30 protein-coding genes and 2 pseudogenes are annotated in these 21640 nt (G+C 63.6%); 12 read left to right on the top strand and 20 right to left on the bottom strand.

Features of this window, described 5'->3' with window-relative positions:
- Positions 1–49 precede the first annotated feature (49 nt).
- The 11 genes from ccmI to BGI27_RS18455 all read right to left on the bottom strand — a co-directional run bounded on the left by ccmI (position 50) and on the right by BGI27_RS18455 (position 7927).
- Positions 50–1219 carry a c-type cytochrome biogenesis protein CcmI gene (ccmI, locus tag BGI27_RS03815; protein ID WP_095523581.1) on the bottom strand — a complete coding sequence of 390 codons (1170 nt, stop codon included), beginning with the start codon at positions 1217–1219 and terminating at the stop codon, positions 50–52.
- Complete coding sequence (locus BGI27_RS03810) at positions 1216–1788, bottom strand: cytochrome c-type biogenesis protein (protein ID WP_223871584.1); 573 nt, start codon at positions 1786–1788, stop codon at positions 1216–1218. Before BGI27_RS03810 ends, ccmI begins: the two co-directional genes overlap by 4 nt.
- A 7-nt stretch (positions 1789–1795) precedes the next feature.
- Positions 1796–2323: a DsbE family thiol:disulfide interchange protein gene (locus BGI27_RS03805; RefSeq protein WP_095523580.1), complete on the bottom strand. Its 528-nt coding sequence runs from the start codon at positions 2321–2323 to the stop codon at positions 1796–1798.
- Positions 2320–4266 (bottom strand): heme lyase CcmF/NrfE family subunit, encoded by a 1947-nt coding sequence (locus BGI27_RS03800; RefSeq protein ID WP_095523579.1) that lies wholly within the window; start codon positions 4264–4266, stop codon positions 2320–2322. The genes BGI27_RS03805 and BGI27_RS03800 overlap by 4 nt, the downstream gene beginning before the upstream one ends.
- Before the next feature lie 6 nt (positions 4267–4272).
- A complete protein-coding gene (gene ccmE / locus BGI27_RS03795) occupies positions 4273–4716 on the bottom strand; it encodes a cytochrome c maturation protein CcmE (protein WP_095523578.1) in 444 nt (147 codons plus the stop codon).
- Between the two features lie 18 nt (positions 4717–4734).
- On the bottom strand, positions 4735–5385 hold the full coding sequence (locus BGI27_RS03790; protein ID WP_095523577.1) for a class I SAM-dependent methyltransferase: 651 nt from the start codon (positions 5383–5385) through the stop codon (positions 4735–4737).
- The gene (ccmD, locus tag BGI27_RS03785; RefSeq protein WP_223871583.1) at positions 5382–5564 is read right to left on the bottom strand and encodes a heme exporter protein CcmD; all 183 of its coding nucleotides are present in this window, start codon (positions 5562–5564) and stop codon (positions 5382–5384) included. The genes BGI27_RS03790 and ccmD overlap by 4 nt, the downstream gene beginning before the upstream one ends.
- Complete coding sequence (gene ccmC / locus BGI27_RS03780) at positions 5561–6313, bottom strand: heme ABC transporter permease CcmC (RefSeq protein WP_095523576.1); 753 nt, start codon at positions 6311–6313, stop codon at positions 5561–5563. Before ccmC ends, ccmD begins: the two co-directional genes overlap by 4 nt.
- A 183-nt stretch (positions 6314–6496) precedes the next feature.
- Positions 6497–7162, bottom strand: a complete 666-nt coding sequence (gene ccmB / locus BGI27_RS03775; protein ID WP_095523575.1) for a heme exporter protein CcmB — start codon at positions 7160–7162, stop codon at positions 6497–6499.
- Positions 7159–7785 (bottom strand): cytochrome c biogenesis heme-transporting ATPase CcmA, encoded by a 627-nt coding sequence (gene ccmA / locus BGI27_RS03770; RefSeq protein ID WP_095523574.1) that lies wholly within the window; start codon positions 7783–7785, stop codon positions 7159–7161. Before ccmA ends, ccmB begins: the two co-directional genes overlap by 4 nt.
- 13 nt (positions 7786–7798) lie before the next feature.
- Positions 7799–7927 carry a hypothetical protein gene (locus BGI27_RS18455; protein ID WP_263406602.1) on the bottom strand — a complete coding sequence of 43 codons (129 nt, stop codon included), beginning with the start codon at positions 7925–7927 and terminating at the stop codon, positions 7799–7801.
- Here BGI27_RS18455 and BGI27_RS03765 point away from each other — a divergent pair.
- From BGI27_RS03765 to BGI27_RS03740, 5 genes and pseudogenes are all read left to right on the top strand, one after another.
- Positions 7926–9173 (top strand): methyl-accepting chemotaxis protein, encoded by a 1248-nt coding sequence (locus tag BGI27_RS03765; protein WP_170942907.1) that lies wholly within the window; start codon positions 7926–7928, stop codon positions 9171–9173. The two genes, BGI27_RS18455 and BGI27_RS03765, sit on opposite strands and share 2 nt — an antisense overlap.
- Positions 9174–9188: 15 nt before the next feature.
- Positions 9189–10100, top strand: a pseudogene (locus BGI27_RS18820) (TRAP transporter substrate-binding protein).
- Between the two features lie 159 nt (positions 10101–10259).
- Positions 10260–11252 (top strand): TRAP transporter substrate-binding protein, encoded by a 993-nt coding sequence (locus tag BGI27_RS03750; RefSeq protein WP_095523570.1) that lies wholly within the window; start codon positions 10260–10262, stop codon positions 11250–11252.
- Between the two features lie 316 nt (positions 11253–11568).
- Entirely contained in the window at positions 11569–12543 is a 975-nt protein-coding gene (locus BGI27_RS03745; RefSeq protein WP_223871582.1) for an aliphatic sulfonate ABC transporter substrate-binding protein, read from the top strand.
- Positions 12544–12809: 266 nt separating this feature from the next.
- Positions 12810–13130, top strand: a complete 321-nt coding sequence (locus BGI27_RS03740; RefSeq protein WP_223871581.1) for a hypothetical protein — start codon at positions 12810–12812, stop codon at positions 13128–13130.
- Between the two features lie 117 nt (positions 13131–13247).
- Here BGI27_RS03740 and BGI27_RS03735 read toward each other — a convergent pair whose 3' ends face one another.
- From BGI27_RS03735 to BGI27_RS03700, 8 genes are all read right to left on the bottom strand, one after another.
- Entirely contained in the window at positions 13248–13427 is a 180-nt protein-coding gene (locus BGI27_RS03735; RefSeq protein ID WP_095523569.1) for a DUF6900 domain-containing protein, read from the bottom strand.
- A gap of 186 nt (positions 13428–13613) precedes the next feature.
- On the bottom strand, positions 13614–13697 hold the full coding sequence (locus BGI27_RS18815) for a Com family DNA-binding transcriptional regulator (protein ID WP_095523568.1): 84 nt from the start codon (positions 13695–13697) through the stop codon (positions 13614–13616).
- A gap of 146 nt (positions 13698–13843) precedes the next feature.
- Entirely contained in the window at positions 13844–14416 is a 573-nt protein-coding gene (locus tag BGI27_RS03725; RefSeq protein WP_095523567.1) for a hypothetical protein, read from the bottom strand.
- Positions 14417–14425: 9 nt separating this feature from the next.
- On the bottom strand, positions 14426–15811 hold the full coding sequence (locus BGI27_RS03720; RefSeq protein WP_095530330.1) for a pyocin knob domain-containing protein: 1386 nt from the start codon (positions 15809–15811) through the stop codon (positions 14426–14428).
- 2 nt (positions 15812–15813) lie between these two features.
- The gene (locus BGI27_RS03715) at positions 15814–16212 is read right to left on the bottom strand and encodes a hypothetical protein (protein WP_095523565.1); all 399 of its coding nucleotides are present in this window, start codon (positions 16210–16212) and stop codon (positions 15814–15816) included.
- A gap of 196 nt (positions 16213–16408) precedes the next feature.
- Entirely contained in the window at positions 16409–16777 is a 369-nt protein-coding gene (locus tag BGI27_RS03710) for a hypothetical protein (protein WP_095523564.1), read from the bottom strand.
- A gap of 30 nt (positions 16778–16807) precedes the next feature.
- Complete coding sequence (locus BGI27_RS03705) at positions 16808–18148, bottom strand: DUF3164 family protein (protein ID WP_095523563.1); 1341 nt, start codon at positions 18146–18148, stop codon at positions 16808–16810.
- Positions 18148–18372 (bottom strand): DNA-binding protein, encoded by a 225-nt coding sequence (locus tag BGI27_RS03700; protein ID WP_223871580.1) that lies wholly within the window; start codon positions 18370–18372, stop codon positions 18148–18150. Before BGI27_RS03700 ends, BGI27_RS03705 begins: the two co-directional genes overlap by 1 nt.
- Positions 18373–18408: 36 nt before the next feature.
- Between BGI27_RS03700 and BGI27_RS03695 the strand changes: the two genes are divergently transcribed.
- The 6 genes from BGI27_RS03695 to BGI27_RS03670 all read left to right on the top strand — a co-directional run bounded on the left by BGI27_RS03695 (position 18409) and on the right by BGI27_RS03670 (position 20809).
- Positions 18409–18765, top strand: coding sequence for a helix-turn-helix domain-containing protein (locus BGI27_RS03695; RefSeq protein ID WP_095523561.1), 357 nt, complete (start codon positions 18409–18411; stop codon positions 18763–18765).
- On the top strand, positions 18762–19169 hold the full coding sequence (locus BGI27_RS03690; RefSeq protein ID WP_095523560.1) for a hypothetical protein: 408 nt from the start codon (positions 18762–18764) through the stop codon (positions 19167–19169). The genes BGI27_RS03695 and BGI27_RS03690 overlap by 4 nt, the downstream gene beginning before the upstream one ends.
- Positions 19142–19492 carry a hypothetical protein gene (locus tag BGI27_RS03685; RefSeq protein WP_141239697.1) on the top strand — a complete coding sequence of 117 codons (351 nt, stop codon included), beginning with the start codon at positions 19142–19144 and terminating at the stop codon, positions 19490–19492. Before BGI27_RS03690 ends, BGI27_RS03685 begins: the two co-directional genes overlap by 28 nt.
- A 245-nt stretch (positions 19493–19737) precedes the next feature.
- Positions 19738–20286 carry an N-acetylmuramoyl-L-alanine amidase gene (locus BGI27_RS03680; RefSeq protein WP_095523558.1) on the top strand — a complete coding sequence of 183 codons (549 nt, stop codon included), beginning with the start codon at positions 19738–19740 and terminating at the stop codon, positions 20284–20286.
- Entirely contained in the window at positions 20283–20504 is a 222-nt protein-coding gene (locus tag BGI27_RS03675) for a DUF7940 domain-containing protein (protein ID WP_095523557.1), read from the top strand. The genes BGI27_RS03680 and BGI27_RS03675 overlap by 4 nt, the downstream gene beginning before the upstream one ends.
- Positions 20501–20809, top strand: a complete 309-nt coding sequence (locus BGI27_RS03670; protein WP_095523556.1) for a hypothetical protein — start codon at positions 20501–20503, stop codon at positions 20807–20809. Before BGI27_RS03675 ends, BGI27_RS03670 begins: the two co-directional genes overlap by 4 nt.
- Positions 20810–20841: 32 nt before the next feature.
- Here the strand turns inward: BGI27_RS03670 and BGI27_RS03665 are convergent, their stop codons facing one another.
- On the bottom strand, positions 20842–21009 hold the full coding sequence (locus BGI27_RS03665) for a hypothetical protein (RefSeq protein ID WP_172425478.1): 168 nt from the start codon (positions 21007–21009) through the stop codon (positions 20842–20844).
- Positions 21010–21043: 34 nt separating this feature from the next.
- Here BGI27_RS03665 and BGI27_RS03660 point away from each other — a divergent pair.
- Positions 21044–21640 (top strand): annotated as a pseudogene (locus BGI27_RS03660) (hypothetical protein); the annotation flags it as partial.

The raw sequence follows: 21640 nt of genomic DNA, 5'->3' as shown, positions 1-21640 counted from the left end.
GAAGGCAAGAGCAGGCCGTGTGACGAGGCTGAGCCGGGTGATTTCGGTGCTATTCCCGGACCCGATCAATCTGCAGCGTGACCGGCCCGGTCTGCCCCTGCAGCGACACGGGTGCACTTTCGAGATCGCCGGCACGCGGTGTCGCATCGCCGCTGCGCGAGATGCGCGCCACCAGTTGCAGCGCGCCATGCTCCGTACCGCCCATACGCGCGGCCTGGGCGAAATCGAACTGCAAGGGCAGCTCACCGGCCTTGTAGCGCAAGGCCGCGACAGGCATGCCGCCGCCCGCCGGGCGCAACACCACGAAAACCACATCCTCCGGCTGCACGCGATCTCGCAGCGCGGGCGCCAGGCTCAGCCTGCCCTGCGGCATCGGCCCGGCTTGCGCCCCCTGGGCATCGCCCGCGCGCAGGTGCGCCTGATCGAGCATGGTCTGCACACTGGCCGCCATTTCACTGCCCGGCGTCACGCGCGCGGCCAGGCGTTGCCACAGGGCAATGGCGGCCTTGTAGTCCTCGCGCTCGAAAGCGCCGGTTCCGGCCAGTGCCAAGGCTTTGATGTTGTCAGCCTCCAGCGCCAGCGCTTCCTGCGCGCGCTGCTCGGGCTCTCCAGCCACGCGGTTGCCTTGCGCGCTGGCCAGCGCATCGGCCCAATCGGCACGCAGCTGGGCATCCTGAGGACGCTTTTCTGCCAGTGCCGCGAAACGCTGCGCGGCCTCGGCATGCCGCCCCTGCAGCATGTAGGCACGCGCCAGCATCGCAGCGGCTTCGCTGTCGTCCGGCATCTGTTGCACACGAGCTTCCAGCGTGGTGATCATGGCCGCCAGCTGGCTCTGCGGCGTGAGCGGCGCGCGGTGCGCCGGATCCAGTGCCGCGGGATTACCCAGCAACAGGTAGACCGCCACGGCCGTCAGCGGCAGACCGGCCGCCAGCGCGATCCGCCAGCCACGCGTGGCCCGAGCGGCGCCAGGTGTTGTGGCGGTATCCGGCATCTCGTCGAGCACGCGTTGTTCGAGTTCGCGCATGGCCTCCTCGAAGCCGGCCGCATCCAGCCGGCCGGCATCGCGCTCTGCCTCCAGTTCGCGGCGCTGCTCACGCAGTACGGCCAGTGTCGGCAGCGCGGTGCCTTCCGTGGTCTCGGCGGGGCGCAGCAGGGGCCGCAACAGCACGACCAGCAGGCAAGCCAGCAACAGGACGGCAAGCATCACGAAAAGGCTCATGCGGGATCATCTTCCTTTAACAGCGCCCGCGCCCGGGCACGGGCGGCAGCATCGGCCTGCGGGCCGCGCGGCAGATGGCGCAGCCGCCAGGCAAAAGCCCCGACAGCGCTGGCGAACAACAGCAAAGGCCCGAGCCAGAGCAGCAGGGTGCCGGCCTTGAGCGGTGGATCGTAGAGCACGAAATCGCCATACCGCTCGACCATGAAAGCGCGCACGGCGGCCTCGTCCTGCCCGGCAGCCAGCATCTCGCTGACCTGGCGGCGCAGATCCCGCGCCAGATCGGCATCGGATTCGGCAATCGACTGGTTCTGGCAGACCACGCAGCGCAGTTGCTCGGCCAGCCGCTGGGCGCGTGCATCCAGTGAGGCATCGGCATTCGCCCAACTGGTGGGCACGGCCAGCAGGCAGCACAGCGCGAGAAGGCATCCCCGCAAGAAATGCAGCGTAGGGTGCGCCATGCGCACCGAAGCGCCGGACGCATTGGCCGGATGAGTGCGCGCGGCGCTCCCTACGGGCGCGGCGCCAGTCACCACGGAGAACAGGATGCGAGGGGATGCGTTGCGCATCATGGCGCGCTTACCCACCTTGCAGCGCCCGGATGCGCGGCAGCAGCTCACGCTCGACGGATTCATCCGTCAGCGGGCCGATGTGCTTGTAGCGGATGCGCCCGGCCGCATCGATGATGAAGGTCTCGGGTACGCCATATACGCCGTAGTCGATACCCACACGCCCGTCGGCATCCACCACCGACACCGTATAGGGATCATCGTGCTCCTTCAGCCAGCGCAGCGCATCCGCGCGCTCGTCCTTGTAGTTCAGGCCGACGATGGGCAGCAACTTGCGCTGCGCCAGCCGCAGCAGCGCCGGATGTTCCTCGCGGCAGCCCACGCACCAGGAAGCCCAGACGTTGAGCAGCCACACCTGGCCACGCATGTCGGCGAGCGCCAGCGCGCCGTCCTGCTGCAGGCGCGGCAGCGAGAACTGAGGGGCGGGCTTGTCGATCAACGGCGAGGGCAGCTCCCGCGGCTTCAGCGTCAGACCGATGCCGAGCAGCACGGCGAATCCCAGGAACAGCGCCAGAGGCAGGAATGACTTGAGTTTCATGCGCGGGGACTCCGTTGGCGGCGGGCATCGCGATAGCGCGCATCCAGCGCGGCACTCAGCCCCCCCAGAGCCATCAGTGCGCAACCGGCCCAGATCCAGCTGATGAAAGGCTTGTGGTAAAGGCGCAGCACCCAGGTATCCGCCGTCGTGGCTTCACCGAGCGAGACGTAGACATCACGGAACGGGCCGACATCGATGGCCGCCTCGGTCATCGGCATCTGGCGCGCCAGATACAGGCGCTTTTCCGGATGCAGGCGCGCCACGTCGCGCCCGTTGCGCGTCACGCGCACCCAGGCCTGTGCAGCCATGTAGTTCGGCCCGCGCAGCTCGTTCACCTCTTCCAGCGTGAATTCATACCCCGCCAGCCGTGCCTGCCCGCCAATCTGAACCGCGACATCGAGCTGGCTTTCGTGAGTTCGCACCATGCTCACGCCAATGATGAACACGCCCACGCCCAGATGCGCCAGCCACATGCCCCACCAGGCGCCGGGAATCCCACGCAGGCGCGCCATCGCGCCCCCCTCGCCGCGCAAACGCTCCACTAGCAACTGCACGCTGCCCAACAATACCCAGGCCGCCAGCGTGAGACCCAGCACGGTACGCCAGCCCGGTGCACCGCTGGCCCAGGCAATACCCGCCCCCAGCAGCAGGCTCAGCCCCAGCGCGGGCGCCAGCCGACGCAACAGGGGCGGCAGAGCCTGCCCCTTCCAGCGCACGAAGGGGGCCAGCACCATCAGTGCCACCACCGGCGTCATCAGCGGAAAGAACACCGCGTCGAAATAAGGTGGACCGACGGACAGCTTGCCGCCGCCCAGCGCATCCACCAGCAGCGGATACATCGTGCCCAGCAGTACGCTGGTGGCTACCACCACGAGCAACACATTGTTGGACAGCAGCAGCGCATCGCGCGAGAACGGCTGGAAGCTGCCGCCGCCTTCCAGGCGTGGCGCGCGCCAGGCGTACAGCGCCAGGGAGCCGCCGATCACCAGCAGCAGCAGGACGAGGATGAAGACGCCGCGCGAGGGATCGGTGGCAAAGGCATGCACACTGGTGAGCACGCCGGAGCGGACGAGGAAGGTTCCGAGCAGTGACAGCGAGAAAGCAGCGATGGCCAGCAGCACCGTCCAGCGCTTGAAGGCACCACGCTTCTCGGTGACGGCCAACGAGTGGATCAGCGCCGTGCCGACCAGCCAGGGCATGAAGGAGGCATTTTCCACCGGATCCCAGAACCACCAGCCGCCCCAGCCCAGCTCGTAGTACGCCCAGCCGGAGCCAAGCGCGATGCCCAGGGTCAGGAAGACCCAGGCGGCCAGCGTCCACGGCCGCGAAATACGCGCCCAGGCGGCGTCGAACTGGCCACCGATCAGCGCCGCGATGGCGAAGGCGAAGGCCACCGAGAAGCCGACATAGCCCATGTAGAGCAACGGCGGATGGATGATCATGCCCGGGTCCTGCAGCAACGGGTTGAGATCCTGGCCCTCGGGCACGCCCGGCAGTAGGCGCTCGAAGGGGTTGGAGCTCACCAGCGTGAAGGCGATGAAACCCACGCTCACCAGGCCCAGCACGCCCAGCACGCGCGCGGCGAACACGCCTGGCAACCGACGCGACAGGCTCACCGCCGCGGCCCAGCCGGCCTGCATCAGCAGCCACAGCAGCAGCGAGCCTTCATGGCTGCCCCACACGGCGGTGATGCGGTAGATCAGCGGCAACTGGGTGTTGGAATGCGAGACCACATAGGCCACCGAAAAATCGTTGGCGACGAAGGCCCAGGTCAGGCACAGGAAAGCCAGCAGCACCAGCGCGAACTGTGCCCGTGCAGCCGGCGCGGCCACGGCCATCAGCGCGGGCTGGCCACGCTGCGCCCCCCACAGTGGCAACACGCCCTGCACCAGGGCGACCAGAGCAGCGAGGATGAGGGCGAAATGGCCGAATTCAGGAATCATGGGGCGTCACTGCAAGGTCTTGGCGGTGTTGTGCGCGCGGTCGATGGCGTCCTGCGCCTCGGGCGGCATGTAGTTCTCGTCGTGCTTGGCCAGCACCTCGGTGGCCACGAACACACCGTCGGCCCCCAGCGAGCCCTGCGCCACGGCGCCCTTGGTCTCCTTGAAGAGATCCGGCAAGGCGCCGCGATACACCACCGGCACGATCTGGGCGGTGTCGGAGATGATGAAGCGCACGGTCAGCCCGTCGGCATCGCGCTCCAGGCTGCCGGGCAACACCATGCCGCCGACACGGAACGGGCGCCCCTGCGGCGCCTTGCCCTCGGCGACCTCGCTCGGCGTGTGGAAGAACACCAGATTGTCACGGAAGGCGTTGAGCACCAGTGCGGTGGCCGCAGCCAGCAGGCCCAGGGCGACGGCGATCAGCAGGAAACGTTTGTGGCGGGCTTTCAAGAGGATTGGCTCCGAGGATCAAATGCCGGGCGTGAAGTACATGAAACTCCAGAAATGCTCGCTGACGCGGTACACGCCGGCTTCGCCCAGACCCTCGATCGCCTCCCGCAGTTCCGTTTCATCGGGAAAGTTCTTGAGCACCCGGTGCTGGCTGCCATCCGACAGGTTGCGCAGCTGCCAGCAATCGCCCGCGTCATCGCGCTCGGCGATCGGCGTACTGCTGCCTTCCACGTAACGGTTATCGATCAGCAGCACCGGCGAATCCGGTGCCAGCCGCGCATTCAGCCCGGCGATGAATTCGCGCCGACGCGCCAGCGGCACATGCGAGAACCAGAAGCCTGCGAACGCGGCATCGAAGCTGCCCATGGCCTCGGGCAAAGCCCAGGCATCGGCCTGCACGAACACCGCCCGCCCCTGCACACGATCGCGCGCAATGGCCAGCGGCTCCAGATTGAGATCCGTCAGCGTGATCGAAGCGGCCTGCAGGGCGATGAACTGGCTCCAGTATCCGGTGCCTGCGGCGATCTCCAGTACATGGCGCCCCGCCAATTGCTGCGGAATCCAGGCTTCCAGTGCGCGCAGTCCGGCCTGGCGTTCCGGGCGACGATAGATCTCGTCGTATTCCGCCGCCCGTTCCCTGTAGTAGTTGCGCAGGGCCTCATCACTCATTCGCTGTCACTCTCCAGTTGCTGCAGCTGGCGCAGCCTGCGCAGGCTGGCAAGGCGTGCCAGGCGCAGCCACCACAATTCGGCCACGATCAGCACGAAACTCACGCCGAAGCTGCCCCAGACGTAAAAACCACGTCCGCCCATGGCAAAGAAGTCGTTCCAGGATTGCCATTGCATCATCGACGCCCCCCTTCACCACTTCCGGATCGCGCGATTTCGGCGTGTGCCCAGTCGGTATGCCGTTCGCGTTCGAGGATGATGCGGCGCGCCCGCGCCCAGCTCACCGCAAGGCTGTAGAACCAGGCTGCAAACGCCATCACCAGCATGCCAGCGAGCATCAGGGTAGCCATGCTCGACTGCCCGGGCTTCACGGAGGCGCCCTGATGCAGGGTGTTCCACCACTGCACCGAAAAATAGATCACCGGCACATTGACCGCGCCGACCAGGGCCAGGATTGCACCGGCCTTGTCCCCTCGGCGCGGGTCCTCGATTGCGGCGGTCAGCGCCATGAAGCCGAAATACAGGAACTGCAGCAGCAGTTGCGACGTCATGCGCGCATCCCAGGCCCAGTAGGTGCCCCAGGTCGGCTTGCCCCACAGCGCACCGGTCCATAGCGCGATGAAGCAGAACAGCGCGCCGGTGGGTGCCAGCGCACGCATCATGTAGAAGGACAGGCGCGTGCCCAGCCCCAGGCCCACGGCAGCCCAGAAGGCCATCACGAGATAGATAAACATGCTCATCCAGGCCGCCGGCACATGGATGAAGATGATGCGGTACACCTCGCCCTGGATGGCATCGGTGGGCGCCATCGCCAGCCCGAGCGCCAGGCCGGCGGCGCAGCACAGGGCCGCGAGCATGGCGAACACCGGCACCAGCCGCCCGGCAAAGGGATAGAAGGTCTGCGGCGAGGAAAGACGAAAAAGGTTCATCGACGTGGCTTGTGGTCTGCAAACCGGTCAAGTCCATGGACAGGACAGGCTTGGGTCTGGCGATGTCGCAAACGCCAGATGATACGAAGAAATCGCCCTGCGTTGCCGCTTATTCGGGTCTGTTGACCGTCACCTGCCACGACACCGTTCGCCCCGGGTTTGTCGAAGGGTGTTGCCGGGACTTCAATCGACCCCCAGACGCAGGGCTGCGGCACAGGCCCACGGGGCCAGCGCGATGGCGGCCAGCAGCCCGCCACCGAGCAGTGAAAGATGCGCGGCAAGCCCCACACCGGCAGACCAGGCGCTGACCGCACCAGCGCCGAAAACCAGCACCGGCACACACAGCGGCAACAGCAGCAGCGCCAGCAAGGCACCGGCGCCATGCAACCCCAGCGTGAGCGCGGCACACACGGCGCCAAGCAGCGAAAACACCGGCGTGCCCAGCAACAAGGCCAGCATCAGCACACCGCCGGATTCGGCGGACAACTGATACATCATCGCCAGCAAGGGAGAGAGCAGCACCAACGGCAGCCCGGTGGCCAGCCAGTGCGCCAGGATCTTGGCGGTCACCCACAGCACCGGCGGCTCAGGCGAGAGCAACAACTGCTCCAGCACGCCGCTGTCATGGTCCGCAGCAAACAGGCGGGGCAATGCAAGCAGCCCGGCCAGCAGCGCTGCCACCCACACCACACCGGCGCCCACGGCCTGCAGCCGCGCCGTTTCGGCACCTATGGCGAACGGGAACAGGCTCGCCACGATGACGAAGAAGGCCAGCGCCACCCCCAGCTCGGCGCGCGTGCGCCAGGCCAGCAGCAGATCGCGCCGCAATACCGCGAAAAACAGATTCATGGCGCGTACTCCGCCAGTTGCAGGCGCTGCACCGGCATGCGCAACGGCACCTCCTGGTGGGAGCTGAACACCACCAGCCCGCCATGCGCGCAATGCGCATCGATGCGCGCGGCCAGCGCAGCGACGGCATTCACGTCCAGCGATGCGAAAGGTTCGTCGAGCAGCCACAGCGGCCGGTCGACCGCAAAGGCCAGCCGCGCCAGCGCCACACGGCGGCGCTGCCCTTGCGACAGTACGCGGCAGGGCAAGCCGAGCTGACGCTGCAGCCCTGTTTCGGCCAGGGCTGCGCGGCACGCTTCCGCCGGGGCATCCAGGCCTGCCGCGGCGCAGGCAAAGCGCAGGTTCTCGACGGCATCCAGGCGGTCATGCGTGGCACTCGCATGGCCCAGATAACAGAGCTCTGCCGGGAAGGCTTCGCGCTGCCGCCGCAGATCGCTGCCGCGCCACAAAATTTCACCGGCTGCAGGCTCCAGCAGGCCTGCGAGCTGGCGCAGCAGGCTGCTCTTGCCGCACCCGTTGTCGCCCTCCACGCGCAGCAGCCCGCCGGACGTGAGATTCAGCGCCAGACGGCGAAACAGCAGGCGTTCGTCACGCTGACAGGCGAGTTGTCGGAGTTCGAGCATGGCGCGCATTCAATCACAGGCGCGTTATCCGGGCCAGCGCAATGCGGGAGAACCCACGGATCAAATCGAGCACCAGGACGACGATGATGCTGGTGAACGGAAATTCAGGCATTCCAATCCGCACCCGATGGAGCAACACCATGAGCGTTACCCAGAAGATCGTCCTGTTGATCCTTTCTTCCCTCGTCATCTGCGCCGCCATGTTCGGCGCTTCCCTGTACGGACTCGCCGGCTTCGACAGTCTTGCCGGCAGGTTATCCGCCAGTGCGCCGGCGGATGCCGCGGCGATCACGGCGGTACTCGGCGGCGCACGCACGGTGGCCTGGGTCGCACTTGGCCTGGCTTTTGTGCTGCTCACGCTGCTGGGCTATCTGGCCTGGAAAGCCATCGTGCTGCCGTTGCGCGGCATGCAACAGACCATCGCGCAGGCTGCCGAACAGCTGGACTTCACGGCCACGATCCAGGTCGACAGCCACGATGAGCTGGGGCAGACCCTGTCGGCCTACAACCGCCTGCTCGAACGATTGCGCCAGAGCTTCCAGGAAATCCGCCAGGCAACCACGCACATGCTCGATGTGACCGAAGAGGTCGACGTCTCTTCGCGCAAGATCGCGCGCAACTCGCAAATCCAGAGCGATGCCTCCACCAACATGGCCGCCGCCGTGGAAGAAATGACGGTGAGCATCTCGGTGGTGGCGCGGCAGGCTACCGATGCCTCGCAGCACACCCAGGATTCGCGCGACATCGCGGAGCGCAGTGCCGGCAGCATTCTGGGCACGGTGAGCAGCATCCGCACGATCTCGGAATCGGTGCACGAAGCAGCCTCGCGCATCAAGACACTACGCGCGGACTGTGACGACATCGCTTCGATGGCCGGGATCATCCGCGAAATCGCAGACCAGACCAACCTGCTGGCCCTGAACGCAGCCATCGAGGCCGCACGCGCCGGTGAACAGGGACGCGGCTTCGCCGTGGTGGCGGACGAGGTGCGCAAGCTAGCCGAGCGCACCGCGAAATCCACGCAGGACATCACCAGCCTCGTTGGCCGCATGCAGGACAGCGCACGCCTGGCCGTCGACAGCATGGCAGCCACCGAGCAGTCGGTAGGCCAGGGCGTGGAGAATGCGCAGCAGGCCGGCGAATCCATCCAGCGCATCCAGGATGGGTCGGCTGCCGCCGCCGGCGTGGTCGAGGAAATCTCCAGCGCGATCCGCGAACAGCAGACCGCCTCCACCGAAATCGCGCAGAACATCGAGCAGATCGCGCAGATGAGCGAGCAGAATTCGAGCGCCGCCTCTGCCTCGGCCGCCGCAGTGAGCCGCATCTCGGAAGCCGGGCGCGAAATCGCCAGTGCCCTGGCGCGCTATCGCATCGACAACGAGGCCTAGCGCCTGGAATTGCGTGTGGCCGACATCCACAACGACGATCACCCCGCTGTACGCGCCTTGCGCAGCATGGCCGAGCGGCTGCGCGAACGCAGCAACGGCCGCATCGTGCTGAAGGTGATGTCGGGCGGCGCGTTCGGCGCCGAGAAGGAAGCGCTGGCCCAGCTCAAGCGCGGCGGGCTGGACATGACACGGGTGATGGTCTCCCAGCTCAATCAGGATTGCCCCGCCACCGTGGTGCCGGGCATGCCTTTCCTGTTCCGCTCCATCGAGCACATGCAGCGCGCCATGGACGGCAAGCCCGGGCAGGACATCCTCGCCTCCTGTGCGCCCGGTGGATACGTGGGCCTGGCCTTCTACGACAGCGGCGCGCGCTCGATCTACGCCACCCGGCCGGTGCGCTCGCTGGCCGACGTGCGCGGCATGAAGCTGCGCGTGCCGCAGTCCGACCTCTGGATCGCGATCGCCAAGGCCATGGGCGCCCAGCCCACACCGATGTCGATCGACGAGATCGTCACCGGCGCACGCATGGGCCTGGTGGATGCGGCCGAGAACAACCTGCCCTCCTACCAGGGCTTCAAGCACAACGAGCTGTTCCAGTAGCACAACGAGCTGTTCCAGTACTTCTCTTGCACAGAACACTCGATGGCGCCGGACATCCTGGTGTTCTCCAAGGCCCGCTGGGATGGGCTGGCTCCCGAGGATCAGGCGCTCATCGCCGAGAGCGCACGCGAATCGGTGGCCAGCATGCGCCGCTTCTGGCAGGAACGCGAAAGCCAGGCGCGCAAGATCGTCACCGAGGCAGGTGCCCGCTTCGTGCAGGATGTGGACAAGCAGTCCTTCCAGAACGCCATGAAGCGGGTATATGACCAGTTCGTCACCACCACCGAACAGAAGGCTCTGCTGCGTACGATCCAGGAGTTGCATTGAAAGATGCCTGCCGGCCGGAGTACCCGGCCGGCAGGCACGATGAAATGCAAAAAAATGTCAGAAAGGGCACTGTAAACCTACCCGTTGATCGGCTAGCATCGATGCCGCCGGTATTTCCACCGGCATATCCCAGCTGACCGATCCGGAGGAAGCCTGCCCATGAAATCCGCCATCAAGCGTCTCGCCCTGGCCCTGTCCACCGTTTTTCTCGCCGGCCCCGCCCTGGCCGCCGACCCCGCGCCGATCACCGTGCGTGTCGTCACCCCCTTCGCCAGCGGCCACCTGCTGGCCGATACCGCAGCCAAATTCAAGGAAGAACTTGAGAAACAGGCGCGGCACATCACCGTCGCCATCCAGACCGGAGTGCTCAACGAACAGAGCATCGACCCGGCATTCAAGGCCTGCACACGCGAGGAGCTCGTGGGCGAGATCCTGCTCACCGGCGGCCAGCCGATCCAGGATTACGCACCGGAATATTTCTTCTTCAACGGCCCCTACGTGATCCGTGATTTCAAGCATCTGCAGAGCGTGTGGCACAGCAAGATCGGCAAGCAGCTGGGCACCCTGCTGGAGAAGAACGGCAACATGGTCAGCTTCGATCCGGTGTATCGCGGTTATCGCCAGTTCACGGCCAACAAGCCGATCCACACGCCGGCCGACTTCACGGGCGTGAAACTGCGTCTGCCGCCCGTGCCCGACTGGATCGCCGTATGGCAATCGCTGGGCGTCGCGCCAGTGCAGGTTGCCCTGCCGGAGATCTACAACGCGCTCAAGAGTGGCGCCGCAGAAGCCTCCGAGGGCGATCTCACCCAGATCCAGTCCATGAAGCTCAACGAAGTGCAAAGCCAGCTGGTGCTGACCAATCACCTCGTCGGGTTCGGCATGCAACTGGCCAACGGCTGCTTCTACAACAAGGAACTCTCCAAAGCTGACCAGAAGAAGGTCGCTCAGGCGCTGGAGAAAGCCGCGCAATGGGGATCGCGCACCATTCAGGAACGCGAAACATCCGTGATCGATGCACTCAAGGCCGGTGGCATGAGCGTGGTCACTCCCGATGCGGCCGCCATCCGCAAGGCTACCGAACCCAGCATCAACGAGCTGTTCAAGACCAAATGGACGGTGACGACCTGGCAGCAGGTGCTGGCGTATTGATACGGTATTGCGTCCAGGCGTAGCGCAGGACGGCCCAGCGCTGTCATACGTTTGAAGGCCAAGCCGTACAAAGCGCGCACCAGGCCGTTCATCCCGCCATCTGCGGGGTGAGCGGCCTGCAAGTTGCCCGCGCATCCATCCGTGATGCCCGTTGGCCGGATGGGTGACCGGCCATGGCAGCACAGGCATATGCCCCGACCCTTCAGTCGATATCAACCCCGTATGCATATCCAACAATGAAGATCTGATTGGACGTCCGCCGAGCCACTTCCTAGCCTGCCGGTTCCATTCACGCATTGCAGGCAGGAGGATCGAATTGGATATCACACGGATCGGGCGGCACCTCGGTGCCGCATTGCTGCTTTTGTCGACGCTGGCCGCACTCTCCTTCAGCGCCCCGTCATCGGCCCAGGCCCAACCGAAGGAAGTGCGGATCGGCTTCCAGAAGGGCTCCGCCATCCTGGTGCTGGCGCGCAGACAGCAGGTGATCGAAAACCGTCTCAAGCCACTGGGCATCAACGTCAGATGGGCGGAGTTCCAGTTCGGTCCGCCGATGCTGGAAGCCATGGGGGCCGGCGCCATCGACCTCGGCTCGGTGGGAGATACCCCCCCGGTGTTCGCACAGGCCGGCGGCTCGGATCTGGTCTACGTGGCCGCGACGCCCTCGGCCGAGCATGCCGTGCTGGTGCCGAAGCATTCGCCGATCCGGACGCTGGCGGATCTGAAAGGCAAGAAGCTTGCCTTCGGCAAAGGTTCCAGCGCCCAGAACGTAGCGCTCAAGGCACTCGCCCTGGCCGGGCTGACGTTCAAGGATATCGAGCCGGTCTACCTCTCTCCGGCCGACGCGACGGCAGCCTTCAACGGCGGCAACATCGATGCCTGGGTGGTATGGGATCCGTATTACGCGATTGCCCAGGAGCATTACGGCGCCCGCGTGATTGCCGATACTTCCGACAAACGCCTGGCGAGCGCTTCGTATTACCTGGCACACAGGACGTTCGCGGACAGATATCCGCAGGTGCTCGCAGCCATCGTCGACGAGTTGTCCAGGCTGACCGAGAAAGCCGGCCGGGATCGCGCCGGGCTGGCATCGATCGCGGCGGAAGCCACCGGGATAGACGTCGGCAGCTGGCGCACGGCCTTCGATCGCGCAGGCTTCACGGTCGGCCCGGTCACGCCCACGCACGTCCTGCAGCAGCAGCAACTGGCGGATGCCTTTCTTTCCCTGGCGATCATCCCGAAAAAGATCGACGTCAGCGAAATCGTCTGGCACGCGCCAAGGGGCCGATAGTCAAGCGCCCTTCTCCTGAAACAGGAGACTGATCCCGGGAGAAGACCGACCAAGGATCGGTCTTCTCATCCCCGCCATTGCTCGCCGGCCGACTTCAGCGATGGGCGCAATCAGGGAAAACATCTGTACAACATGGCCCATTCGTATCGACGGATGACCGCCATATCGCAACAGATGGTTTATGCTCCGCTCCCTTTTCCCTTGACCAGCCCGTTCGGGCCGGCCCGGCGAGCAGTCTGTGCGACGGGCAGCCCCCGCTCTCTTTCATGACACGCACAGCATCCGACACCGCCCCTGCGGCAACGCACGGCCAGGAAGACCTGCGCCGCAATCTCACCAACCGCCACATCCAGCTCATCGCCATCGGCGGAGCCATCGGCACGGGGCTCTTCATGGGCTCGGGCAAGACCATCAGCCTCGCCGGCCCCTCCATCGTGTTCGTCTATACGATCATCGGCGTGATGCTGTTCTTCGTGATGCGGGCGATGGGTGAGCTGCTGCTCTCCAATCTCTCGTACAAATCCTTCATCGATTTCTCGGACGACCTGCTGGGCCCCTGGAGTAAAGCGGCTTTGAATTCCGGATGAAACTGCTTTGAAAACCGGATGCGAATTATCCGTGGAACTGGATGATTTCCAGATGGGGCATTTAAGACAAAAAAGGGCCGGGGGTTACCCGGCCCTTTGCTTTGGATCTCCCGATGATCAACGCTTCATGTGATCCACCATCCCAAAGATGTAGGCTGCTTCCAGGGCGGCCTTGATGCTGGTCGCGCTCAGGTCGTGGAAGTCGAGGCTGTCCGAAGCCAGGGCCTCGATTTGCAACTGAGTGCGTGCGATGTGGGCGATTTCGGCTTGGGCCAGGGTGTCTAGTTGCGGTGCCATCTTTTGGGTTCCTGCTGGTGTTGTGATGGCTCCAGTAACGCTCCACGCGGCCAGCGAGTCGAGTCGATACCGCCTACCAGTTGCGAATGATCAGTTCCCCAGCGCAGCCCTTTGACCGGCCAGCGCCACCGACCTGGTAGTTGATTTCTACGCGATCCATATGCAGTCCGGCGAAGGCCTGACGCATCAGCGGGGGCACTTGATGTTCAGGGCCGTGTAGTCGGCCTCTGCGAGTTTGCGGTGGCAAGCGCCACAACGGATGGTTTGCATCAGGAGCCTTCTTTTTTTCGTGTGCTAGGCTGCCCGCGCTCTGTCGACGGAGCAGGCGGCCTTGGCTGGCTCGCTGGATGTGTCAGCGGGTCGGTGCCGGTTCGGGATGTTCCCGCATCCCGGATCGGCGCCGTCTTCCTTACTGCTTATATTTCAAGCGCTGCAAGTTCTTCGCGCAGTGCGACCGCCTGAGCTTCGATCTCCTGTAGGCGGGTGAGGTCTTCCGCAGCGGGCGCCGCGCCAGAGGCCACGGCCAGGGCAATGGCGCGTGCCGGGCGGGCGCCGGCGGCGTCCAGTGTTGCCAACTCGACGAGGATGGCTTTACTCCGCAGTTCGGCGGCGGTGGGCTGATCGAGTGCGACGAGCACGGGGAAGCCGTTTTCGTCGGGCACGATGTTTTGGCCAGCAGCCTGGCCAGCCATGAGATCGTTGTAAGGGGCAGGCCAAAGGCTTTCTTCCACCGCGTCAGCAGGGATCTGGCATGCCGGGTTGGGCACCTCGACCTGCGGATGCTCGATTCGCCAGTCCTCAATGTCGGCTAGATCGAGCGGCACTTCAGTATCGTTTTTGATCGTGCCATCGGAGGTCGGGAACGACTCGCCGGGCTGCAGTGTAATGTTGATCGTTGGGCGCACCCATAGAGGGTCATCGATGTGGAGCACGAGGGCGCCGTGGAGATCTGGGGTGTAGAAGCCGCGCAAGGATGGGGAATAGAACATGAGCACCTCTCAATAGCCAATAGCGAACCAGCGCACGCCGAAGGTTCTAGGGTCGGTTCCGGAAGTGTTGGAGTCTGTGCCCAGCATGAAAGAGCTTTGGCTAATGCTGCCGACCTGCGTGAAGAGATCATGCAGGCCCACTGCCGCGTCACTGTTGGCTTGCGCGACGACTCCAGCACACGCCGTGGGGAATGCGACGGAGAAGGTCTGCGTGCCGAAGCCGGACTCCATTGGGCGCGTTGCCGTGGCGATCGTGCCCCACTGAATGATCAGCCCGCTGGGGAGTTTTTGATAACCGTTGGCTCCTGTCAGAAGCTGGGCGTGTGACCCCGTCCAGATCGGGCCAAAATCAGTTACCCCAACCGTCGCTTTGATTTTCCCCTCGGCTGAATAGCCGATGTGGATCGTATTCGTGGTCTGGCCAACGCCCGTGCCCTGTCGCACAGGCGTATAGCCGAGTGCGTCTTGCTTGAGTGCCACTGCTGCGGACGTTGCAATCTCCTGCCATGCCTGCCAGGTTCCAGCGCTGGTACGGCGAACGAACAGACGCCCCCCATCGCTGTACGACACAGCGATCTGTGCCGAGAAGTTGCCGTCATACCGCTGGTGCCAGACGGTCACAGGTTGCGCAAGTGGCGTGTTCAGCGCCGTGCCCGCAGCTTTGTACATCCCGTTCAGCGTGATCTCGTTCAGATCGGTAGCCGCTGCACTGATGTTGCCTACGCCGAATAGCGCCATCGCGCCGCGCACTGCAGCCATGTTCGCGAGCTGGGCGGTCTGCGCGTCGGCAGCGGCAGTTGGTGCTGTAGGCATGCCGGCGAACGCGGGGGAATCCAGCAGGGCGTTTTCTACCCACGCCCCCCACACTCCGCTAGAGCTTTGCCTGAAGAAGACTCGCGTGGCATTCAGGCCGAACATCCAGGCGGTCTGGGACGCGTAGCTTGCGTTGTGGCGCTGGTGCAGCACATAAAACCAAGCCGTAGAGTTGAGCGGTGCGTTCGCGAGGCTTTGGCCCATATAGAAGCCGTTTTTATCCAGGTCGTTCAGATCGCCCGTGACCTGCCTTGATACTTGCCCCAGCCCAAAGAGGGCCATCGCGCCACGCACTGCAGCCATGTTCGCGATCTGTGTTGTCGCGGCATCGCCGGCTGCAGTGGGCGCAGTAGGCGTGCCGGACAAAGCCGGACTGAGTAGGTTTGCCTTGAGTGCCAGCACCTGCCGGAGCTGGGTGCGGCTGGCCCCATCGAGCGCTAGATAGGCCGTAATGGCATTGCAGATTTCTTCCTGCAGATCATTCAAGAATTCTGCAGTGATCACCGTCGGCTGACGTCCAGCCGCAACATCTTCTTCGACAAACAAGCCTGCGACATTACCAGCCCCTTGCGTTCTTTTCATGCTTACCCCTCGACGTACAGCAGCCAGATATGGCCTTGTTTGAATGGGTCCAGTGCCGCCCGCAAGGCAGCCAGTACCGAGGCGCCGCCGCTGTAGCGAACGCGCAGGATGTAGCGGCTGCGCTCGCTCCAGGTGCGCGCGCCAACGCGGCTTAGTCCCGCGCAAGGGGGCGCGATACCACCATCAACGGTCGCAACTCCAACGCCGACCGCCGCACCGGCGACGTCTTGATAGTCCGCAAGACTCCAGCCACGGTATCGAGGCTTGTAGAGCGCGATTGCCGCATCCAGCAGGCTCAAAGCCTCGGATTCGATGCGCGCCAACTCTGTGGCCGTGGCCACAAGCAGGTCATCGCCAAAACTGCCTTCCGGCCATTCCCATGCCTTCCCAGGAGGCAGCAAGGCGGCCAGTCGGCCAGACGCGCCTCTTCGCATGTCAGAGGCGAGCACTGCGCGTCTATCCACTCTAGGTGGCCATGCTGGCCATGGCAGGCACGCCCCCAGGCTGCGCTCAGTGGCAAACGCAGCGCTGCCGGCACATCGGCCAGGTCCGCCTGGATGCGCGTCAGCAGGTCTGAGTAAGTGGGACGGGAATAGGTCACAAAGCGACTCGCACAATGAACTTTCGCCCATTGTGCAAACCGCTAATCTCAATCAACACGCTGGAAACGTTTCCAGCCGGATCGTCGGGCGTCACCTCTTGCACCTCGACGTCAGTCAGCGCAGGAGCGCGTGTCGTTAGCGCCGTGCGCACCATATCCAGCGCCTCCAGCCTGGCCGCGCTGGTGAGCGCCTGGCGGCGCACATCCACCACCCCATCGGTCAGCGTCGTGATGCAGCCTGCTGCCACATCCACGCGGTCGGGCGTCGGCTGCGCAGTCTCGCCACCTGGCACGAATTCGATGGTCACCGTGCAGTAACCACCCTTGTCGGTACTCTCGCGCACCGACCAGGTATGTGCCCGCACCCACAGCTTGCTGCGCAGCGCGTACCCATCTCACACCCCCGCAACATCAAGGGGAATCGCACGGAACTGGTCGGTATCGCCAACGCGCTCGTACACCCGCAAATAGGACTTGCTGCCGATGACCTGGACGGACTCTCCGATAGCCTTCATAGCCGAGAGCCAGCGGGGATCGGAGATATCGAAGCGGCGCAGGCCTAGCACACGGCCAACACTGAGGTTGCCGCTCTTGTCGACCTGAAACGCGTCATTGACCAGCACCTTCAGGTCCGAAGGCACGCCGGGCTTGGAGGTCAGATCATTGATGAATTCATCGATGAGCGCCTTCGCTGCGAGTAAGCGCTCGTCGAAGGTAATCGACTCGGAAATGGCGCGCTGAACCTTGTACCGACCATCGAAGGTGAGGAGACTCAGATTGCCCTTGCCCGCGACGCCCCGTAGGGTTGTGCCGTACTGCTCTGCGGAGAGATCCACAAAAGCCTCGATATCGCCAAAGGTGGCCTCCATCGCCTCCAGGGAGAGTTCGGGATCACTCAGAATCTGCTCGCGGACTTCGGGCTTGGTGGCCAGTAGTGCTGCCCCCCTGGTTTTGCCCATGTCCAGCAATTGCTGACGCCGCCGGGCATCGCCCTCGGCAGCAAAGGCGCGGGCGGTCTGCATGGCCTTCTGTGCGGCCCGCTCCGGGATGCCGATTTCAGCGACGGCGGGCAGGAATTCACCATGCCTCAGCCGTTCCTTGAGGGCAGCCAAGCGCAAACCCATGCGGATTTCCTCGACCAGCAGAACGCGGGAATTCTCGCGGACGCGGAACAGCAGCACCTCCGTGCTGGCTGACAGGTCGACTTCCAGAAACTCGGCCAGGGCGCGTTCTGCTGTGGTGATCCCGTCCAGTTCCGCACCAGAAACAGCTACCGGCATCGTCGTCGCCTCGCTGCTGCTTCTAAACCCGCTACCCGGTAGCGGTTTTGCATTTCCTGCCCCGGGTTGCGCTTGGGTGCTGTCATGCGCCACCGTGCCAGGCTGATACTGGGTGTCGATGACTGTGCGGTGCGGAATACCCATTTGGGTCAGCGCCAGGAGGGTGCCCGGCGTGAGGGACGGCGAATTGTCATCCGGCATCGAGGCGGTACCAGCGGCGATCCGGTCTGCATACAAGCGTTCGCCGAGCGTCGGCGTGGCGGCATCCCCGATGCCGAGATCAATGGCCCCTTCTTCTTCGGCGGCCTTGGTGTCACTGGCAGAAATCAGCAGGTCTTCAATCGGGCCGACATTCCCTACGTATTCATCGACCCACTTGGGCATGCGCCCACGGCCTGACCACGTCTGCGAGGGGTATTCCGGGTTGCGGTATTTCACATCAGCAGGCGTGCTCATCAAGCCACCTCCTTGATGCCAAGGGCAACAGCCACTTCGTGCGCCCGGCCGTACCGTTCTTTATTCACGCCATTCACCACGGCAATCACGGTACGTGGATCAAAACCGTTCTCGCGCGCCCAGCCAGTGAAGGTTTTACCTTCGCGTTCAAAGCGTTTCTTTACTTGCTCCGGTGTCATGTGTCTAATCCCAACTATCGTAATCGGTAATTCATCATAGTGCATGAATTTGCACCTTGAAACTTGTTTTTTGGGGGATGAATGAGTACCACAGGAGAGCGTCTAAAATTCGAACGCGAGCGTCTGAAGCTCAGTCAGACGGCCTTTGGTGAGGCATGCGGAGTAAGTAAACGGTCTCAGATCAACTACGAGAGCGGAGAGCGCCAGCCAGACGCGGCGTACTTCGATGCGCTGGTCAAGGCTGATATCGGGGTCGACGTCCTGTTCGTCATCTCGGGCATACGCTCCGGGAACGTAGCAACCACCCCGACAGAGCTGGCCTATCTGAGGAACTGCCGCGCGCTACCGAATGCGGAGGCTCGCCAGGCCGGTCTGACCGGCTTGGTTGCGCTCAGGAAAGCCTATGGGGTGGAGTTGGGTCAGGAAGAAGAGAAATGAAAGCACTACTGATCCTGATGACAGCGCTATTGAGTGTGCCTGCACTGGCAAAACAGCCCTCCTACAAGGAGGCCAGTGCACTGTATGACCAGATCAAGCAGCCGTTCTACGACACCAGCCTGTTCTACAAAAAACCGTTTCAGGAGCGGGCAGCCTACGTTAAGGCTGCGATGGTGCTTCGCGACCGAGTGGAGAAGATGTTCGGTGCCTCCAGCCAGTGTTACAGCGCAGCCAACATGAGAAGTGAATACATTGGCCATCTGCATGATTTCGCAAATCGTCTTGAGGGGCGCATATCGACACAGCTGGACTGGGCGGCTGTAACCAATCCGATGCACATGGCTTTCTCCTATGGGGAAAGTGCAGCAGCCTGGTCTTGCTGGCAGCCGGATTCTTTTCCCTGATGGCGGGGCAATTGGCTGGGCGGCACTTTGCTCCGGCTCAGTTGCTGTTTTTGCAACTGGCATTGGCAGCAAATGCGGCAGGTATCCTAGCCGGCGCAGTCGCTTTATACGGCGAAGTATCCGTGCAGCGGCAATTGGCGATAGATCTGGCCGCACGAATAAGCAGCACTCTTGAGGAAGGCGAAGACGAACCAGGCGAGCCAATTTTCGCGCAGCCCGCCTGGATCGTGCGAGCAGCCGAGAAATGCTGCTACGCCAGTTTGGCCGCATCCTTGGTGCTGTGGGTGGCATTTGTGGCGATGGCGTGTCCGTCGCTATCTTGAAGGCCCTGCGGTGGTGTTGAGCCCATTGTCGTAGCCATTGATTTGCTGCCATGCTGTTCATGAAACGCTCCTGGTGTTTGTCCGGGGGCATTGGATATCCCTGAAGGCAACGGCGTAGGGCTGGAAACGTTTCACGGGTAATCGCGCTTCGCGCGCCTGCGTAAGCTGAGGTCTCGATTTCGAGGCCCTTTTTCTTTTCTGGAGCTTACGGCGATGCGCAAATCCACCCTTGGGGCGGCCTGATCATGGCCCGCCCGATCAATCTCATCCTCATCCACTGCGCGGCTACGCCGAATGGTAAGAGCCTGTTTCGCGGCAAGGCCGGCGAGCCCGGGTTTCAGACGCCGGCAGAAGCTATCGACGGATGGCATGCGCAACGCGGGTTCAGGCGCGATCCCGCAGCACTGCCGCGTCTGAACCCTTCTTTGCGCAGCATTGGCTATCACTTCCTGATCTACACGAATGGCCAGATCGTCACTGGCAGGCACACGGATGAAATTGGTGCGCACTGCCAGGGCTACAACCAGCGCAGCCTGGGTATCTGCCTGATTGGCACCGACAAGTTCACCCGCGCCCAGTGGGAGTCTCTCGCGTACCTGCAGACGTCTCTGGCCGGGAAATACCCGAATGCCGCTTGGAAGGGACATCGGGATATGAGCCCGGATCAGAACCGCAATGGCATCGTCGAGCCGTTTGAATGGCTGAAAGTGTGCCCTGGCTTCGATGTGAGTGCCTGGCTGGCGGGCGGAAAGCGGCCTCTGGCGAACCACCTGTATGAAGAGGTGGCGCCATGAAGATCAAGCTGATCGAGAACTGGCGCGAGGCCCACAAGTTCCTGAGCGTGCAGCTGGCGGCGCTGATGACGCTCATTTCCTTTGCCTACGACTACCTGCCGGCCGTGCAGCAATACCTTCCCGAAGGCTGGGTGAAGTGGATCGCTTCCGCAATCATCCTGGCCCGGGTGATCAAGCAGAAGAATCTCCAGGATGCGCAGGACGGGAGCGGGCAATGATCCTCGCTCTACGTTTTTTTATCTGGATGATTCTGCTGTTGCTGGCAGTGTTTGGCGCCATGTGCGTGATCTTGGTCCACGCGAAGACGGTGCCGGACAACATCCTCTGGGGATCGCTACTCCCTAGTGGCAGTGCCCCAGGTGTGCCCAGCGCCACCGGCCTACCTGCTGGAGAAGATGCCACCAGCGCTGCCACCGATACCGACGTCGGGCATTGGGCAGCCGACGCCAAAGCCCGATACGCAAAGTGTGCAGAACGGCTCAATGCGCTGATCGATTTTCATCATCCGGAAGGGGAGCAGTAATGGACAAGAGCGACGGTGATCGCCGCGACAACTCACAGATCATGCATAGCCTGGGCCAGCTGACTGGCGCGGTGCAGGCCATGCATACGGGGCTGACGCAACGCATCAAAGATATCAAGGGCGACATCCGGCGCCTGGAGGCCGCGCAGAGCGAGCGGATGAACCGCATCGAGGAGAACCTGACCGCGCAGATCGGCCAACCAGAAAGCGCGCAAGCATCTGATCGGCATCATCATGAACACGCTGGAGCAATCGGCGGAGATGCTGGAGGCAATCAAGGCCGAGCTGGACAGCAATCCGCGCCTGGCTGCGGACTTTCCGAAAGCGGTTGGCCAGGGCCGCATCTGGCAGGCCACGACCGTCATCACGGCCAACAACATCAAGATCCGTGTGGGCGGTACCGGCAAGAAGATGCGCGGGATGAAGCACGGCCCGCATCGCCCGGACCTGATCTTCCTGGACGATCTGGAGAACGACGACAACGTGCGCGACAAGGTGGAGTCGTTCGTGCTCAAGGCCATCGTTGGGCTGGCAGGGCCGGCAGGTGGGATGGACATATTCTGGCCGGGCACCTCGCTGCACTACGACGCGGCGATCAACCGTGTCTCGCGCAAGCCTGGATGGCGGCGCAAGGTGTTCAAGTCAATCATGCGCTGGCCGGATCGCATGGACCTGTGGGATCAGTGGGAAGGCATCTATACCTCGGCATCGACCAACGATGAAGACGGGGCGCAGGAAGCCGCCGAAGCGGAAGCGCTGGCCTTTTACCAGGCCAACAAGGCGCTCAATATTGGCGGCGCCTTCTACAAGCGAGTAAATCACCCTGGCCTG

Origin of the sequence: Candidatus Dactylopiibacterium carminicum, from assembly GCF_014736495.1 — a bacterium.
Taxonomy (GTDB): domain Bacteria; phylum Pseudomonadota; class Gammaproteobacteria; order Burkholderiales; family Rhodocyclaceae; genus Uliginosibacterium; species Uliginosibacterium carminicum.
This window is presented reverse-complemented; position numbering and strand designations above follow the sequence as displayed.

What these genes read in the sequence shown, in the direction of transcription:
- ccmI (WP_095523581.1), bottom strand. Translation starts at nt 1,219, where the DNA reads ATGAGCCTTTTCGTGATGCTTGCCGTCCTGTTGCTGGCTTGCCTGCTG.
- BGI27_RS03810 (WP_223871584.1), bottom strand. Translation starts at nt 1,788, where the DNA reads ATGATGCGCAACGCATCCCCTCGCATCCTGTTCTCCGTGGTGACTGGC.
- BGI27_RS03805 (WP_095523580.1), bottom strand. Translation starts at nt 2,323, where the DNA reads ATGAAACTCAAGTCATTCCTGCCTCTGGCGCTGTTCCTGGGATTCGCC.
- BGI27_RS03800 (WP_095523579.1), bottom strand. Translation starts at nt 4,266, where the DNA reads ATGATTCCTGAATTCGGCCATTTCGCCCTCATCCTCGCTGCTCTGGTC.
- BGI27_RS03790 (WP_095523577.1), bottom strand. Translation starts at nt 5,385, where the DNA reads ATGAGTGATGAGGCCCTGCGCAACTACTACAGGGAACGGGCGGCGGAA.
- ccmD (WP_223871583.1), bottom strand. Translation starts at nt 5,564, where the DNA reads ATGATGCAATGGCAATCCTGGAACGACTTCTTTGCCATGGGCGGACGT.
- ccmC (WP_095523576.1), bottom strand. Translation starts at nt 6,313, where the DNA reads ATGAACCTTTTTCGTCTTTCCTCGCCGCAGACCTTCTATCCCTTTGCC.
- ccmB (WP_095523575.1), bottom strand. Translation starts at nt 7,162, where the DNA reads ATGAATCTGTTTTTCGCGGTATTGCGGCGCGATCTGCTGCTGGCCTGG.
- ccmA (WP_095523574.1), bottom strand. Translation starts at nt 7,785, where the DNA reads ATGCTCGAACTCCGACAACTCGCCTGTCAGCGTGACGAACGCCTGCTG.
- BGI27_RS03765 (WP_170942907.1), top strand. Translation starts at nt 7,926, where the DNA reads ATGAGCGTTACCCAGAAGATCGTCCTGTTGATCCTTTCTTCCCTCGTC.
- BGI27_RS18455 (WP_263406602.1), bottom strand. Translation starts at nt 7,927, where the DNA reads ATGGTGTTGCTCCATCGGGTGCGGATTGGAATGCCTGAATTTCCGTTC.
- BGI27_RS03750 (WP_095523570.1), top strand. Translation starts at nt 10,260, where the DNA reads ATGAAATCCGCCATCAAGCGTCTCGCCCTGGCCCTGTCCACCGTTTTT.
- BGI27_RS03740 (WP_223871581.1), top strand. Translation starts at nt 12,810, where the DNA reads ATGACACGCACAGCATCCGACACCGCCCCTGCGGCAACGCACGGCCAG.
- BGI27_RS03735 (WP_095523569.1), bottom strand. Translation starts at nt 13,427, where the DNA reads ATGGCACCGCAACTAGACACCCTGGCCCAAGCCGAAATCGCCCACATC.
- BGI27_RS18815 (WP_095523568.1), bottom strand. Translation starts at nt 13,697, where the DNA reads ATGCAAACCATCCGTTGTGGCGCTTGCCACCGCAAACTCGCAGAGGCC.
- BGI27_RS03725 (WP_095523567.1), bottom strand. Translation starts at nt 14,416, where the DNA reads ATGTTCTATTCCCCATCCTTGCGCGGCTTCTACACCCCAGATCTCCAC.
- BGI27_RS03720 (WP_095530330.1), bottom strand. Translation starts at nt 15,811, where the DNA reads ATGAAAAGAACGCAAGGGGCTGGTAATGTCGCAGGCTTGTTTGTCGAA.
- BGI27_RS03705 (WP_095523563.1), bottom strand. Translation starts at nt 18,148, where the DNA reads ATGAGCACGCCTGCTGATGTGAAATACCGCAACCCGGAATACCCCTCG.
- BGI27_RS03700 (WP_223871580.1), bottom strand. Translation starts at nt 18,372, where the DNA reads ATGCACTATGATGAATTACCGATTACGATAGTTGGGATTAGACACATG.
- BGI27_RS03695 (WP_095523561.1), top strand. Translation starts at nt 18,409, where the DNA reads ATGAGTACCACAGGAGAGCGTCTAAAATTCGAACGCGAGCGTCTGAAG.
- BGI27_RS03690 (WP_095523560.1), top strand. Translation starts at nt 18,762, where the DNA reads ATGAAAGCACTACTGATCCTGATGACAGCGCTATTGAGTGTGCCTGCA.
- BGI27_RS03680 (WP_095523558.1), top strand. Translation starts at nt 19,738, where the DNA reads ATGGCCCGCCCGATCAATCTCATCCTCATCCACTGCGCGGCTACGCCG.
- BGI27_RS03675 (WP_095523557.1), top strand. Translation starts at nt 20,283, where the DNA reads ATGAAGATCAAGCTGATCGAGAACTGGCGCGAGGCCCACAAGTTCCTG.
- BGI27_RS03670 (WP_095523556.1), top strand. Translation starts at nt 20,501, where the DNA reads ATGATCCTCGCTCTACGTTTTTTTATCTGGATGATTCTGCTGTTGCTG.